This window comes from Serratia liquefaciens ATCC 27592 (assembly GCF_000422085.1).
In the GTDB taxonomy this organism is placed as follows: Bacteria; Pseudomonadota; Gammaproteobacteria; order Enterobacterales; family Enterobacteriaceae; genus Serratia; species Serratia liquefaciens.
This window is the reverse complement of sequence record NC_021741.1, coordinates 4,816,464-4,830,579: the sequence shown is the minus strand read 5'-3', so window position 1 is coordinate 4,830,579 and position 14,116 is coordinate 4,816,464. Positions and strand designations below refer to the sequence as shown.

Here is a 14,116-nt window from a genome sequence, read left to right as displayed (position 1 = left end):
ATCCTGATGCTGTATACCCTTAGCCGTTCCCCCACTCAATGTGATTTGCCCGCGCTGCTGCGTTTGACCGCACCGGGTGATGACCTGTTGCTGTTGCAGGATGGCGTGCTGGCCGGTCTGGCCGGTAGCGTGCACCTTGAATTGCTGCTCAATGCCCCCATATCCCTTTATGCGCTGCAGAACGACCTGGATGCCAGAGGGGTGTCTGGTCATTTTTCACACAAAATCACTGTCGTCGGCTATAATCACTTCGTTGAATTAACCGAAAAACATCGCAGCCAAATGGCCTGGTGATGAGAGTGATGTTGTATATTTCTTGACACCTCTACTACTCAGCCATAAAATTCTGCGTCCTCGTACTTTGCCAGTAGTGCATACGAGGGGATTTATCACGTGTTTACGAAGCAAAAACCAGGAGCTTTTTAATGGCAACAATTAATCAGCTGGTACGCAAACCACGCTCTGTGAAGGCTGCTAAAAGCAACGTTCCAGCGCTGGAAGCCTGCCCGCAGAAACGTGGCGTATGTACTCGCGTATATACCACCACTCCTAAGAAACCAAACTCCGCACTGCGTAAAGTATGCCGTGTGCGTTTGACTAACGGTTTTGAAGTTACCTCCTACATCGGCGGTGAAGGTCATAACCTGCAGGAACACTCCGTGATCCTGATCCGTGGCGGTCGTGTAAAAGACTTGCCAGGTGTGCGTTACCACACCGTTCGTGGTGCACTTGACTGCTCCGGTGTTAAAGACCGTAAGCAAGCTCGTTCCAAGTACGGCGTGAAGAAGCCAAAGGCTTAATGGTTCTCCGTTAAGTAAGGCCAAACATTTTCACTTTAATGTCAAAATAAACTCGTAGAGTTTTGGACAATCCTGAATTAACAACGGAGTATTTCCATGCCACGTCGTCGCGTAATCGGCCAACGTAAAATCCTGCCAGATCCTAAGTTCGGATCCGAACTGTTGGCCAAATTTGTAAACATCCTGATGGTAGATGGTAAAAAATCTACTGCAGAAGCAATCGTCTATACCGCGCTGGAGACCCTGGCTCAGCGTTCTGGTAAAGATTACCTGGAAGCTTTCGAAGTAGCCCTCGACAACGTTCGCCCGACTGTAGAAGTTAAGTCTCGCCGCGTTGGTGGTTCTACTTATCAGGTGCCAGTTGAAGTTCGCCCGGTCCGTCGTAATGCTCTGGCAATGCGTTGGATCGTTGATGCTGCTCGTAAACGCGGTGATAAATCCATGGCTCTGCGCCTGGCGAACGAGCTTTCTGATGCAGTTGAGAACAAAGGTTCTGCTGTTAAGAAGCGTGAAGACGTTCACCGTATGGCCGAAGCTAACAAGGCGTTCGCCCACTACCGCTGGTAATTGCCACGCAGTAGTTATGCTAACCAAGCGGGCGCTTCAAGAAGCCAACCCGCTTGGGTTAACCGAACTTGAACGCCTAAGGCAATAGAGGAATCAAATGGCTCGTACAACACCCATTGAGCGCTACCGTAATATCGGTATCAGCGCCCACATCGACGCCGGTAAGACGACCACTACCGAACGTATTCTGTTCTACACCGGTGTAAACCACAAAATCGGTGAAGTTCATGACGGCGCTGCCACCATGGACTGGATGGAACAGGAGCAGGAGCGTGGTATTACCATCACTTCTGCAGCGACTACTGCTTTCTGGTCTGGTATGGCCAAGCAGTTTGAGCCGCACCGCGTAAACATCATCGACACCCCAGGACACGTTGACTTCACCATCGAAGTAGAACGTTCCATGCGTGTTCTTGATGGCGCTGTAATGGTTTACTGTGCTGTAGGTGGTGTTCAGCCTCAGTCTGAAACTGTATGGCGTCAGGCTAACAAATACAAAGTTCCACGCATCGCGTTCGTTAACAAAATGGACCGCATGGGTGCTAACTTCCTGAAAGTTGTTGGTCAGATCAAATCTCGTCTGGGCGCGAATCCAGTGCCATTGCAGCTGGCTATCGGCGCAGAAGAGAAATTCACCGGTGTTGTTGACCTGGTGAAAATGAAAGCGATCAACTGGAACGAAGCTGATGCTGGCGTGACCTTCGAATACGAAGACATCCCTGCTGACATGCAAGAGCTGGCTGAAGAATGGCGCCAGAACCTGGTTGAATCTGCAGCTGAAGCTTCAGATGAGCTGATGGACAAATACCTGGGCGGCGAAGAGCTGACCGAGGAAGAAATCAAGACTGCTCTGCGTCAGCGCGTGCTGAACAACGAAATCATCTTGGTTACCTGTGGTTCCGCCTTTAAAAACAAAGGTGTGCAGGCGATGCTGGATGCGGTAATTGATTACCTGCCATCCCCAATTGACGTCCCTGCAATCAACGGTATCCTGGACGACGGTAAAGATACTCCGGCTGAGCGTCACGCTAGCGATGAAGAGCCGTTTGCTGCTCTGGCATTTAAAATTGCTACCGACCCATTCGTGGGTAACCTGACCTTCTTCCGCGTGTACTCCGGTATCGTTAACTCCGGTGACACCGTTCTGAACTCAGTGAAGGCTGCTCGTGAGCGTCTGGGCCGTATCGTTCAGATGCACGCTAACAAGCGTGAAGAGATCAAAGAAGTTCGTGCGGGCGACATCGCTGCAGCAATCGGTCTGAAAGACGTGACTACCGGTGACACTCTGTGTGATCCAAACCACGTGATCATTCTGGAGCGTATGGAGTTCCCTGAGCCGGTAATCTCCGTTGCAGTTGAACCAAAAACCAAAGCTGACCAGGAAAAAATGGGTCTGGCTCTGGGCCGTCTGGCGAAGGAAGACCCATCATTCCGCGTATGGACTGACGAAGAATCAGGTCAGACTATCATCGCAGGTATGGGTGAACTTCACCTGGATATCCTGGTTGACCGCATGAAGCGTGAATTCAACGTTGAAGCTAACGTGGGTAAACCTCAGGTTGCTTACCGTGAAGCGATTCGCGCGAAAGTTACCGATATCGAAGGTAAACACGCCAAGCAGTCTGGTGGTCGTGGTCAGTATGGTCACGTTGTGATCGACATGTACCCACTGGAGCCGGGCTCAAATCCGAAAGGTTATGAGTTCATCAATGACATTAAAGGTGGTGTGATCCCAACGGAATACATCCCTGCCATTGATAAAGGCCTCCAGGAGCAGCTTAAGTCTGGTCCACTGGCTGGTTATCCGGTAGTTGATCTCGGTGTGCGTCTGCATTTCGGTTCTTTCCACGATGTTGACTCCTCCGAATTGGCGTTTAAACTGGCCGCTTCTATCGCCTTTAAAGATGGCTTTAAGAAAGCAAAACCTGTTTTGCTTGAGCCTATCATGAAGGTTGAAGTTGAAACGCCGGAAGAGAACACTGGTGACGTCATCGGTGACCTTAGCCGTCGTCGTGGTCAACTGAAAGGTCAGGAATCCAACGCTACTGGCGTTCAGATTCACGCTGAAGTTCCGTTGTCCGAGATGTTCGGATACGCAACTCAACTGCGTTCTCTGACCAAAGGCCGTGCTTCTTACTCCATGGAGTTCCTGAAGTACGATGATGCGCCGAACAACGTCGCTCAGGCCGTTATTGAAGCCCGTGGTAAATAAGCTTTCGGGTTTAACACATTGATCAGTGCTCTCTCCATGAGGGGAGAGCATAAGAGTAAGGAATATAGCCGTGTCTAAAGAAAAATTTGAACGTTCCAAACCGCACGTTAACGTTGGTACTATCGGCCACGTTGACCACGGTAAAACTACCCTGACTGCAGCAATCACCACCGTTCTGGCTAAAACCTACGGCGGTTCTGCACGTGCTTTCGACCAGATCGATAACGCGCCAGAAGAAAAAGCTCGTGGTATCACCATCAACACTTCTCACGTTGAGTATGACACCCCGACTCGTCACTACGCGCACGTTGACTGCCCAGGGCACGCCGACTACGTTAAAAACATGATCACCGGTGCTGCTCAGATGGACGGCGCTATCCTGGTTGTTGCTGCGACTGACGGCCCAATGCCTCAGACCCGTGAGCACATCCTGCTGGGTCGTCAGGTTGGCGTTCCTTTCATCATCGTATTCATGAACAAATGCGACATGGTTGATGATGAAGAGCTGCTGGAACTGGTAGAAATGGAAGTTCGTGAACTTCTGTCTGCTTACGACTTCCCTGGTGATGACCTGCCGGTTGTTCGTGGTTCAGCGCTGAAAGCACTGGAAGGCGAAGCTGAGTGGGAAGCTAAAATCATCGAGCTGGCCGGTTACCTGGATTCTTACATCCCAGAACCAGAGCGTGCTATCGACAAGCCGTTCCTGCTGCCAATCGAAGACGTCTTCTCCATCTCCGGTCGTGGTACCGTTGTTACCGGTCGTGTTGAGCGCGGTATCGTTAAAGTTGGCGAAGAAGTTGAAATCGTTGGTATCAAAGACACCGTTAAGTCTACCTGTACTGGCGTTGAAATGTTCCGCAAACTGCTGGACGAAGGCCGTGCTGGTGAGAACGTTGGTGTTCTGCTGCGTGGTATCAAGCGTGAAGACATCGAACGTGGTCAGGTACTGGCTAAACCAGGTTCAATCAAGCCACACACCAAGTTCGACTCAGAAGTGTACATCCTGAGCAAAGAAGAAGGTGGTCGTCATACTCCATTCTTCAAAGGCTACCGTCCACAGTTCTACTTCCGTACAACTGACGTGACCGGTACCATCGAACTGCCAGAAGGCGTTGAAATGGTAATGCCAGGTGACAACGTGAACATGGTTGTTACCCTGATCCACCCAATCGCGATGGACGACGGTCTGCGTTTCGCAATCCGTGAAGGCGGCCGTACTGTTGGCGCTGGTGTTGTTGCTAAAGTTATCGCTTAATCGCGAATAATTTTTCGACACAAAAGAGGGCACTTCGGTGCCCTTTTTTTATGCAATTTTCTCAAATCTTAATTGAAATAAAAAGCATTCCTATTTAGACTTACAGAATTGGTTAAGAAGTGAGTCTCTTATGTACGTATGTCTGTGTAATGCCGTGACTGACAAAGCGATCCGTAAAGCCGTGCGTCAGCACAACCCGCATACCATGAAACAACTGCGTGAACTTGTGCCGATTGGTACCGATTGCGGAAAGTGCATTCGTCAGGCAAGACAGATTATGGTGGAGGAAAGCGGAACCATTATCCCAATGCACGAAGTTGCCTAACTAAAGGTAAGGTTATTTTTTGACTCTTGGCTTACAGCTTCTACACTTTTAGAACTGGCCAGGAGGATTTACCTATGAAAGGCGATAAAAAGATCATTGCTCATCTCAACAAACTGCTCGGTAACGAGCTGGTTGCCATCAATCAATATTTCCTGCACGCCCGAATGTTCAAGAACTGGGGGCTAACACGCCTCAATGAAAAGGAATACCACGAGTCGATCGACGAAATGAAGCATGCCGATCGTTATATCGAGCGTATCCTGTTTCTGGAAGGCCTTCCGAATTTGCAGGATCTCGGCAAGCTGAACATTGGCGAAGATATCGAAGAAATGTTGCGTTCGGACCTGGCCCTGGAATTGGATGGCGCCAAGAATCTGCGTGAAGGCATCGCCTATGCTGATTCTATCCATGACTATGTCAGCCGTGACCTGATGATAGAAATTCTTGCCGATGAAGAAGAACATATCGACTGGCTGGAAACTGAACTGGATTTGATAGCGCGTCTGGGTATCCAGAACTATGTCCAAGCTCAGTTGTAGGCAATAAATACCTTTTACAACGATGTTCTCCTGCCGGCATGAGTTTCTCCGGCAGGGCCGGGGAGCAGCGAAAAAGCTTTACCCTAATCCCGACGAATTTCCCCCTCGGTTTTCACCCGTTAGTTACCCGCCGGTAAAAAATGCCGATATCCTGAGCATATTTCCATCTGTGCCTTGCTTCTCGCTCTGTTTTGCGTATAATGCGCGGGCTTACCTAATCTTGGTAAGCCTGATTTTAGCGAATCAGTCGATAGGCAGGACTTTCTGCTCTTCGAACAATACTCCCGATATGGGGGTTATATGTTGACGATTACACTCCCCCATCAATCGAAATGGGTGTGAGGAGTAATTATTTACGTTTATAAATAATTGGAGCTCTGGTCTCATGCAGAACCAAAGAATCCGTATCCGCCTGAAAGCGTTTGATCATCGTCTTATCGATCAATCAACCGCGGAAATCGTCGAGACTGCAAAGCGCACTGGTGCGCAAGTCCGTGGTCCGATCCCGCTGCCAACTCGCAAAGAGCGCTTTACCGTTCTGATCTCTCCGCACGTTAACAAAGACGCGCGTGATCAGTACGAGATTCGCACTCACAAGCGTCTGGTTGACATCGTTGAGCCAACCGAGAAAACCGTTGATGCTCTGATGCGTCTGGATCTGGCTGCCGGTGTAGACGTGCAGATCAGCCTGGGTTAATCAGGTCATTGAGCGATTGAGAGGTTGAAACAATGATTGGTTTAGTCGGTAAAAAAGTGGGCATGACTCGTATCTTCACTGAAGATGGCGTTTCTATCCCAGTAACCGTGATTGAAATTGAAGCGAACCGCGTGACTCAGGTTAAAGACCTGGAAAACGACGGGTACCGTGCCGTTCAGGTTACCACTGGTAGCAAAAAAGCTAACCGTGTGACCAAACCGGAAGCGGGCCATTTCGCTAAAGCTGGCGTTGAAGCTGGCCGTGGTCTGTGGGAATTCCGCCTTGCAGAAGGTGAAGAGTTCACTGCAGGTCAAAACATCAGCGTAGAAATCTTCGCTGAAGTTAAAAAAGTCGATGTTACCGGTACTTCTAAAGGTAAAGGTTTTGCTGGCACAGTTAAGCGCTGGAACTTCCGTACCCAAGACGCTACCCACGGTAACTCCTTGTCTCACCGCGTTCCGGGTTCTATCGGTCAGAACCAGACTCCGGGCAAAGTGTTCAAAGGCAAGAAAATGGCTGGCCACCTGGGTGACGAGCGTGTAACCGTTCAAAGCCTGGACGTAGTACGTGTTGACGCTGAGCGCAACCTGCTGCTGGTTAAGGGTGCTGTACCGGGCGCAACCGGTGGCAACCTGATCGTTAAACCAGCTGTGAAGGCGTAAGGGGATAGCAATGGAATTAGTATTGAAAGACGCGCAAAGCGCGCTGACTGTTTCCGAAACTACCTTCGGTCGTGATTTCAACGAAGCGCTGGTACACCAGGTTGTTGTTGCTTATGCAGCAGGTGCCCGTCAAGGTACCCGTGCTCAGAAGACCCGCGCTGAAGTGACTGGTTCCGGTAAAAAACCGTGGCGCCAGAAAGGTACCGGCCGTGCGCGTTCAGGTTCTGTAAAGAGCCCGATCTGGCGTTCAGGTGGCGTGACCTTTGCTGCTAAGCCTCAGGACCACAGTCAGAAAGTAAACAAAAAGATGTACCGCGGCGCGCTGAAAAGCATCCTGTCCGAACTGGTACGTCAAGATCGTCTGATCGTTGTCGAGAAGTTCTCTGTAGAAGCGCCTAAAACTAAGCTGCTGGCACAGAAACTGAAAGATATGGCTCTGGAAGATGTGCTGATCGTGACCGGTGAACTGGATGAGAATCTGTTCCTGGCTGCTCGCAACCTGTACAAGGTTGACGTGCGCGATGTAGCAGGTATCGACCCGGTTAGCCTGATCGCCTTCGACAAAGTGGTTATGACTGCTGATGCTGTGAAGCAAGTTGAGGAGATGCTGGCATGATCCGTGAAGAACGTTTGCTGAAAGTGCTGCGTGCACCGCACGTATCTGAAAAAGCATCCGCTGCGATGGAAAAAAGCAACACCATCGTACTCAAAGTTGCCAAAGACGCGACCAAAGCAGAAATCAAAGCTGCAGTGCAGAAACTGTTTGAAGTCGAAGTCGAAGACGTGAACACCCTGGTAGTTAAAGGGAAAGTGAAACGTCACGGTCAGCGTGTTGGTCGTCGTAGCGACTGGAAAAAAGCTTACGTCACCCTGAAAGAAGGCCAGAACCTGGACTTCATCGGCGGCGCAGAGTAAGTCGGAGGAGTAAGAACAATGGCAATTGTTAAATGTAAACCTACATCTCCGGGTCGTCGCCACGTTGTTAAAGTGGTTAACCCTGAGCTGCACAAGGGTAAACCTTATGCCCCGCTGCTTGAGAAACTGAGCAAAAGCGGTGGTCGTAACAACAATGGCCGTATCACCACCCGTCATATCGGTGGTGGCCACAAGCAACATTATCGTCTGGTTGACTTCAAACGCAACAAAGACGGTGTGGCTGCAGTGGTTGAGCGTCTGGAGTACGATCCGAACCGTTCCGCGAACATCGCGCTGGTTCTGTACAAAGACGGCGAACGCCGTTACATCCTGGCGCCGAAAGGCCTGAAAGCTGGTGACCAGATCCAATCTGGCGTTGATGCTGCAATCAAGGTAGGTAACACCCTGCCAATGCGCAACATCCCAGTGGGTTCAACGGTTCACAACGTAGAAATGAAACCAGGTAAAGGCGGCCAGATGGCTCGTTCTGCTGGTGCCTACGTTCAGATCGTTGCACGTGATGGTTCCTACGTAACTCTGCGTCTGCGCTCAGGCGAAATGCGTAAAGTTCCAGTTGATTGCCGCGCCACCCTGGGTGAAGTCGGTAACGCTGAACATATGCTTCGCGTTCTGGGTAAAGCAGGTGCTGCACGTTGGCGTGGTGTTCGTCCTACCGTTCGCGGTACGGCGATGAACCCGGTAGATCACCCGCACGGTGGTGGTGAAGGTCGTAACTTTGGTAAGCACCCGGTAACCCCGTGGGGCGTTCAGACCAAAGGTAAGAAGACCCGTAGCAACAAGCGTACTGATAAGTTCATCGTACGTCGCCGTAGCAAAAAATAATTAGAGGATAAGCCATGCCACGTTCTCTCAAGAAAGGTCCTTTTATTGACCTGCACTTGCTGAAGAAGGTAGAGAAAGCGGTGGAAAGCGGTGACAAGAAGCCTTTGCGCACTTGGTCCCGTCGTTCAACGATCTTTCCTAACATGATCGGTTTGACCATCGCTGTCCATAATGGTCGTCAGCACGTACCAGTGTTCGTTTCCGATGAAATGGTCGGTCACAAACTGGGTGAATTCGCGCCGACTCGTACTTATCGCGGCCATGCGGCTGATAAAAAAGCTAAAAAGCGCTAAGGTAGGAGGAAGAGATGGAAACTATCGCTAAACATCGCCACGCTCGTTCTTCTGCTCAGAAGGTTCGCCTTGTTGCAGACCTGATCCGCGGTAAGAAAGTGTCGCAAGCTCTGGAAACTCTGACCTACACCAACAAGAAAGCTGCTGGTCTGGTTAAGAAAGTGCTGGAGTCTGCCATTGCTAACGCAGAACACAACGATGGCGCTGACATCGATGATCTGAAAGTCACGAAAATCTTCGTAGACGAAGGCCCAAGCATGAAGCGCATTATGCCGCGTGCAAAAGGTCGTGCAGATCGCATCCTGAAGCGCACCAGCCACATTACTGTGGTTGTGTCCGATCGCTGAGACTCTGGAGACTAGCAATGGGTCAGAAAGTACATCCTAATGGTATTCGCCTGGGTATTGTCAAACCTTGGAACTCTACTTGGTATGCGAATACCAAAGAATTCGCTGACAACCTGGACAGCGACTTTAAAGTTCGTCAATTCCTGATCAAGGAACTGGCGAAAGCTTCCGTTTCTCGCATCGTTATCGAGCGTCCTGCGAAGAGCATCCGTGTGACTATTCACACTGCTCGTCCAGGCATCGTTATCGGCAAGAAAGGCGAAGATGTCGAAAAACTGCGTAAGGTCGTAGCGGATATCGCTGGCGTTCCTGCGCAAATTAACATCGCCGAAGTCCGTAAACCGGAACTTGACGCTAAATTGGTTGCTGACAGCATCACTTCACAGCTGGAACGTCGCGTTATGTTCCGTCGTGCTATGAAGCGTGCTGTACAGAACGCAATGCGTCTTGGCGCTAAAGGTATCAAAGTTGAAGTAAGCGGCCGTCTTGGCGGTGCTGAAATCGCGCGTACCGAATGGTACCGTGAAGGTCGTGTTCCGTTGCACACACTGCGTGCGGATATCGATTACAACACATCTGAAGCGCACACCACTTATGGTGTAATCGGCGTTAAGGTATGGATCTTCAAAGGTGAGATCCTGGGTGGTATGGCTGCAGTTGAACAACCGGAACCGGCTGCTCAACCTAAAAAGCAGCAGCGTAAAGGCCGCAAGTAAGGAGAGTCGCTGATGTTACAACCAAAGCGTACAAAATTCCGTAAGATGCACAAAGGCCGCAACCGTGGTCTGGCGCAGGGTACGGATGTTAGCTTCGGCACTTTCGGTCTGAAAGCTGTTGGCCGTGGCCGTCTGACTGCTCGTCAAATCGAAGCAGCTCGTCGTGCAATGACTCGTGCAGTTAAGCGTCAAGGTAAAATTTGGATCCGTGTATTCCCGGACAAACCAATTACCGAGAAGCCGCTCGAAGTGCGTATGGGTAAAGGTAAGGGTAACGTGGAGTATTGGGTTGCCCTGATCCAACCTGGGAAAGTCCTGTACGAAATGGACGGTGTACCAGAAGAGGTCGCCCGTGAGGCATTCAAGCTGGCTGCAGCTAAATTGCCGATCAAAACCACCTTTGTAACTAAGACGGTGATGTAATGAAAGCACAAGAGCTGCGTGAAAAAAGCGTTGAAGAGCTGAACACTGAGCTGCTCAACCTGCTGCGTGAGCAATTTAACTTGCGCATGCAGGCGGCAAGTGGCCAGCTGCAACAAACTCACCTGTTGAAACAAGTGCGTCGTAACGTCGCACGCGTTAAGACTTTACTGACTGAAAAGGCGGGTGTGTAAATGACTGATATTATCCGTACTCTGCAGGGTCGTGTTGTTAGTGACAAAATGGAGAAATCCATGGTTGTTGCTATCGAGCGCACGGTGAAGCACCCGATCTACGGGAAATTCATCAAGCGTACGACCAAGCTGCACGTACATGACGAGAACAACGAATGTGGTATCGGTGACGTGGTAGAAATCCGCGAATGCCGTCCACTGTCTAAGACTAAGTCTTGGACGTTGGTTCGCGTTGTAGAGAAAGCGATTCTGTAATAGAGTAGCTGGCTCTAACTTAATAAACGGCTCAGAAAATGAGCCGTTTATTTTTTCTACCCATACTCTGGAAGCGGTGTTATAATGCTGCGCCCTCGGTTATGGGGCTTTTCAACGACCTAGTAATAGGTCCTAAAGTTGTAGTTGACATTAGCGGAGCACTAACATGATCCAAGAACAGACTATGCTGAACGTGGCCGACAACTCCGGTGCACGTCGCGTAATGTGTATCAAGGTTCTAGGTGGCTCGCACCGTCGCTACGCAGGCATCGGCGACGTCATCAAAATTACCATCAAGGAAGCAATTCCTCGCGGTAAGGTGAAGAAAGGCGATGTGCTGAAGGCGGTAGTGGTGCGCACCAAGAAGGGTGTACGTCGCCCGGACGGTTCTGTCATTCGCTTCGATGGTAATGCATGCGTTATTTTGAACAATAACAGCGAGCAACCTATCGGTACGCGTATTTTTGGGCCGGTAACTCGTGAACTGCGTAATGAGAAGTTCATGAAAATTATCTCTCTGGCACCAGAAGTACTCTAAGGAGCGAACCATGGCAGCGAAAATCCGTCGTGATGACGAAGTTATCGTGCTTACCGGGAAAGACAAAGGTAAACGCGGTAAAGTAAAAAATGTCCTGTCTGCTGGCAAGGTCATTGTTGAAGGTATCAACCTGGTTAAGAAACATCAGAAGCCGGTTCCGGCCCTGAACCAACCAGGTGGCATTGTTGAAAAAGAAGCTGCAATTCAGGTTTCTAACATTGCTCTCTTCAACACGGCTACCGGTAAGGCTGACCGTGTAGGCTTTAGATTCGAAGACGGCAAAAAAGTCCGTTTCTTCAAGTCTAACAGCGAAACTATCAAGTAATTTGGAGTAATACGATGGCGAAACTGCATGATTACTACAAAGACGAAGTAGTTAAAAAACTCATGACTGAGTTTAGCTACGCTTCTGTCATGCAAGTCCCTCGGGTCGAGAAGATCACCCTGAATATGGGTGTTGGTGAAGCGATCGCTGACAAGAAACTGCTGGATAACGCAGCAGCTGATCTGGCAGCAATCTCCGGTCAAAAACCGTTCATCACCAAAGCCCGCAAATCTGTTGCAGGCTTCAAAATCCGCCAGGGCTATCCGATCGGCTGTAAAGTAACTCTGCGTGGCGAGCGCATGTGGGAGTTCTTTGAGCGTCTGATTTCCATTGCTGTTCCACGTATCCGTGACTTCCGTGGCTTGTCCGCTAAGTCATTCGATGGCCGTGGTAACTATAGCATGGGTGTGCGTGAGCAAATCATCTTCCCAGAAATCGACTACGACAAAGTCGATCGCGTTCGTGGCTTGGATATTACCATTACCACTACTGCGAAATCTGATGATGAAGGCCGCGCGCTGTTGGCTGCTTTTAACTTCCCGTTCCGTAAGTAAGGCAGGGTTACTGATGGCTAAGCAATCAATGAAAGCACGCGAAGTCGTTCGCGTGAAACTGGCTGAAAAGTACCGCGCAAAACGCGAGGAACTGAAAGCTATCATTTCTGGTGTGAACTCGTCCGACGAAGAACGTTGGGATGCTGTTCTCAAGCTGCAAACTCTGCCGCGTGATTCCAGCCCGTCTCGTCAGCGTAAGCGCTGCCGCCAAACTGGCCGTCCACATGGTTATGTGGGCAAATTCGGGTTGAGCCGTATCAAGTTACGTGAAGCCGCTATGCGCGGTGAAGTACCTGGCTTGAAAAAGGCTAGCTGGTAATTACCAATTGAATCACGGGAGTAAAGACAGATGAGCATGCAAGATCCGATCGCGGATATGCTGACCCGTATCCGTAACGGTCAAGCCGCGAACAAAGTTGCGGTCACCATGCCTTCCTCCAAGCTGAAAGTGGCAATTGCCAACCTGCTGAAGGAAGAAGGTTTTATTGAAGATTTCAAAATCGAAGGCGACGCCAAGCCTGTTCTGGAACTGGTACTGAAGTACTTCCAGGGCAAGGCAGTGGTAGAAAGCATTCAGCGAATCAGCCGTCCAGGTCTGCGCATCTATAAGAAAAAAGATGAGCTGCCAAAAGTTATGGCCGGTTTGGGTATCGCTGTTGTTTCTACCTCTAAAGGTGTTATGACCGATCGTGCAGCTCGCCAAGCAGGTCTTGGTGGCGAGATTATCTGCTACGTAGCTTAATTCGGGAGGAAAGAATGTCTCGTGTTGCAAAAGCACCCGTCGTCATTCCTGCCGGCGTAGAGGTAAAACTCAACGGTCAGGTTATTTCGATTAAGGGTAAGAACGGCGAGCTGACTCGTACTGTCCACGACGCCGTTGAAGTGAAGCAAGAAGCTAACGCACTGACTTTCGCTCCGCGCGAAGGTTTTGCTAACGCCTGGGCCCAAGCGGGTACTACGCGCGCTCTGCTGAACGCAATGGTAGTTGGTGTTACCGAAGGCTTCACCAAGAAGCTTCAACTGGTAGGTGTTGGTTATCGTGCTGCTGTTAAAGGCAACGTGGTGAATTTAGCCTTAGGCTTCTCTCACCCAGTCGATCACCAGCTGCCAGCAGGTATTACTGCTGAATGCCCAAGCCAAACTGAAATCGTGCTGAAAGGCGCTGATAAACAAGTTATTGGCCAGGTTGCTGCAGATCTGCGTGCCTACCGCCGTCCTGAGCCTTACAAAGGCAAGGGTGTCCGTTACGCCGACGAAGTCGTGCGTACCAAAGAGGCTAAGAAGAAGTAAGGTAACACTATGGATAAGAAATCTGCTCGTATCCGTCGTGCGACCCGCGCACGCCGTAAGCTCAAAGAACTGGGTGCAACCCGCCTGGTGGTACATCGTACCCCGCGTCACATTTACGCACAGGTAATTGCTCCAAATGGTTCTGAAGTACTGGTAGCCGCTTCTACTTTAGAAAAAGCTATCACTGAGCAACTGAAGTATTCCGGTAACAAAGACGCAGCAGCTGCCGTAGGTAAAACTCTGGCTGAGCGCGCGTTGGAAAAAGGGATCTCTAAAGTTTCCTTTGACCGTTCCGGTTTCCAATATCATGGTCGAGTCCAGGCACTGGCAGATGCTGCCCGTGAAGCTGGCCTTCAGTTCTAAGGAAGA

Annotated in this window: 25 protein-coding genes; all 25 read left to right on the top strand. The window is 50.2% G+C overall.

Annotated elements, in window-relative coordinates; translation table 11 throughout:
* Window positions 1-6 precede the first annotated feature (6 nt).
* The 25 genes from tusB (at window position 7) to rplR (ending at window position 14,110) form a co-directional block, all read left to right on the top strand.
* Window positions 7-294 carry a sulfurtransferase complex subunit TusB gene (gene tusB, locus M495_RS22550; protein WP_020837254.1) on the top strand — a complete coding sequence of 96 codons (288 nt, stop codon included), beginning with the start codon at window positions 7-9 and terminating at the stop codon, window positions 292-294.
* A 131-nt stretch (window positions 295-425) separates the two neighbouring features.
* On the top strand, window positions 426-800 hold the full coding sequence (gene rpsL, locus M495_RS22545) for a 30S ribosomal protein S12 (RefSeq protein ID WP_004930426.1): 375 nt from the start codon (window positions 426-428) through the stop codon (window positions 798-800).
* A 96-nt stretch (window positions 801-896) separates the two neighbouring features.
* The gene (gene rpsG, locus M495_RS22540) at window positions 897-1,367 is read left to right on the top strand and encodes a 30S ribosomal protein S7 (protein ID WP_020837252.1); all 471 of its coding nucleotides are present in this window, start codon (window positions 897-899) and stop codon (window positions 1,365-1,367) included.
* Between the two features lie 97 nt (window positions 1,368-1,464).
* Window positions 1,465-3,579 carry an elongation factor G gene (fusA, locus tag M495_RS22535; RefSeq protein ID WP_020837250.1) on the top strand — a complete coding sequence of 705 codons (2,115 nt, stop codon included), beginning with the start codon at window positions 1,465-1,467 and terminating at the stop codon, window positions 3,577-3,579.
* Between the two features lie 70 nt (window positions 3,580-3,649).
* A complete protein-coding gene (gene tuf, locus M495_RS22530; RefSeq protein ID WP_020828747.1) occupies window positions 3,650-4,834 on the top strand; it encodes an elongation factor Tu in 1,185 nt (394 codons plus the stop codon).
* Between the two features lie 130 nt (window positions 4,835-4,964).
* Entirely contained in the window at window positions 4,965-5,159 is a 195-nt protein-coding gene (gene bfd / locus M495_RS22525) for a bacterioferritin-associated ferredoxin (RefSeq protein WP_013814795.1), read from the top strand.
* A gap of 74 nt (window positions 5,160-5,233) precedes the next feature.
* The gene (gene bfr / locus M495_RS22520) at window positions 5,234-5,698 is read left to right on the top strand and encodes a bacterioferritin (RefSeq protein WP_020837247.1); all 465 of its coding nucleotides are present in this window, start codon (window positions 5,234-5,236) and stop codon (window positions 5,696-5,698) included.
* Between the two features lie 385 nt (window positions 5,699-6,083).
* Entirely contained in the window at window positions 6,084-6,395 is a 312-nt protein-coding gene (rpsJ, locus tag M495_RS22515; RefSeq protein WP_001181005.1) for a 30S ribosomal protein S10, read from the top strand.
* A gap of 32 nt (window positions 6,396-6,427) precedes the next feature.
* Entirely contained in the window at window positions 6,428-7,057 is a 630-nt protein-coding gene (rplC, locus tag M495_RS22510) for a 50S ribosomal protein L3 (RefSeq protein ID WP_020837245.1), read from the top strand.
* 10 nt (window positions 7,058-7,067) lie between these two features.
* Window positions 7,068-7,673, top strand: coding sequence for a 50S ribosomal protein L4 (gene rplD / locus M495_RS22505; protein WP_004929779.1), 606 nt, complete (start codon window positions 7,068-7,070; stop codon window positions 7,671-7,673).
* Window positions 7,670-7,972 (top strand): 50S ribosomal protein L23, encoded by a 303-nt coding sequence (rplW, locus tag M495_RS22500; protein WP_004951179.1) that lies wholly within the window; start codon window positions 7,670-7,672, stop codon window positions 7,970-7,972. The genes rplD and rplW overlap by 4 nt, the downstream gene beginning before the upstream one ends.
* Before the next feature lie 18 nt (window positions 7,973-7,990).
* Window positions 7,991-8,815: a 50S ribosomal protein L2 gene (gene rplB, locus M495_RS22495; RefSeq protein WP_020837243.1), complete on the top strand. Its 825-nt coding sequence runs from the start codon at window positions 7,991-7,993 to the stop codon at window positions 8,813-8,815.
* 14 nt (window positions 8,816-8,829) lie between these two features.
* On the top strand, window positions 8,830-9,108 hold the full coding sequence (gene rpsS / locus M495_RS22490; protein WP_004929772.1) for a 30S ribosomal protein S19: 279 nt from the start codon (window positions 8,830-8,832) through the stop codon (window positions 9,106-9,108).
* Between the two features lie 14 nt (window positions 9,109-9,122).
* Window positions 9,123-9,455, top strand: coding sequence for a 50S ribosomal protein L22 (rplV, locus tag M495_RS22485; RefSeq protein ID WP_002223844.1), 333 nt, complete (start codon window positions 9,123-9,125; stop codon window positions 9,453-9,455).
* A gap of 17 nt (window positions 9,456-9,472) precedes the next feature.
* Window positions 9,473-10,171 (top strand): 30S ribosomal protein S3, encoded by a 699-nt coding sequence (gene rpsC, locus M495_RS25415; protein ID WP_004951172.1) that lies wholly within the window; start codon window positions 9,473-9,475, stop codon window positions 10,169-10,171.
* Window positions 10,172-10,183: 12 nt separating this feature from the next.
* Complete coding sequence (rplP, locus tag M495_RS25410) at window positions 10,184-10,594, top strand: 50S ribosomal protein L16 (protein WP_004951171.1); 411 nt, start codon at window positions 10,184-10,186, stop codon at window positions 10,592-10,594.
* Complete coding sequence (gene rpmC, locus M495_RS25405) at window positions 10,594-10,785, top strand: 50S ribosomal protein L29 (RefSeq protein ID WP_004951169.1); 192 nt, start codon at window positions 10,594-10,596, stop codon at window positions 10,783-10,785. The genes rplP and rpmC overlap by 1 nt, the downstream gene beginning before the upstream one ends.
* A complete protein-coding gene (rpsQ, locus tag M495_RS25400) occupies window positions 10,786-11,040 on the top strand; it encodes a 30S ribosomal protein S17 (RefSeq protein WP_020837241.1) in 255 nt (84 codons plus the stop codon). It abuts the gene before it with no gap.
* A 166-nt stretch (window positions 11,041-11,206) separates the two neighbouring features.
* The gene (rplN, locus tag M495_RS22460) at window positions 11,207-11,578 is read left to right on the top strand and encodes a 50S ribosomal protein L14 (RefSeq protein ID WP_020837240.1); all 372 of its coding nucleotides are present in this window, start codon (window positions 11,207-11,209) and stop codon (window positions 11,576-11,578) included.
* 10 nt (window positions 11,579-11,588) lie between these two features.
* Window positions 11,589-11,903 (top strand): 50S ribosomal protein L24, encoded by a 315-nt coding sequence (gene rplX / locus M495_RS22455; RefSeq protein ID WP_020837239.1) that lies wholly within the window; start codon window positions 11,589-11,591, stop codon window positions 11,901-11,903.
* A 14-nt stretch (window positions 11,904-11,917) separates the two neighbouring features.
* Window positions 11,918-12,457, top strand: coding sequence for a 50S ribosomal protein L5 (rplE, locus tag M495_RS22450; protein ID WP_020837238.1), 540 nt, complete (start codon window positions 11,918-11,920; stop codon window positions 12,455-12,457).
* 13 nt (window positions 12,458-12,470) lie between these two features.
* A complete protein-coding gene (rpsN, locus tag M495_RS22445; RefSeq protein WP_041415050.1) occupies window positions 12,471-12,776 on the top strand; it encodes a 30S ribosomal protein S14 in 306 nt (101 codons plus the stop codon).
* Window positions 12,777-12,806: 30 nt separating this feature from the next.
* Window positions 12,807-13,199, top strand: coding sequence for a 30S ribosomal protein S8 (gene rpsH, locus M495_RS22440; protein ID WP_020837236.1), 393 nt, complete (start codon window positions 12,807-12,809; stop codon window positions 13,197-13,199).
* 14 nt (window positions 13,200-13,213) lie between these two features.
* Window positions 13,214-13,747, top strand: a complete 534-nt coding sequence (gene rplF, locus M495_RS25395; protein ID WP_020837235.1) for a 50S ribosomal protein L6 — start codon at window positions 13,214-13,216, stop codon at window positions 13,745-13,747.
* 9 nt (window positions 13,748-13,756) lie between these two features.
* Window positions 13,757-14,110: a 50S ribosomal protein L18 gene (gene rplR / locus M495_RS25390; protein ID WP_020837234.1), complete on the top strand. Its 354-nt coding sequence runs from the start codon at window positions 13,757-13,759 to the stop codon at window positions 14,108-14,110.
* Window positions 14,111-14,116 lie beyond the last annotated feature (6 nt).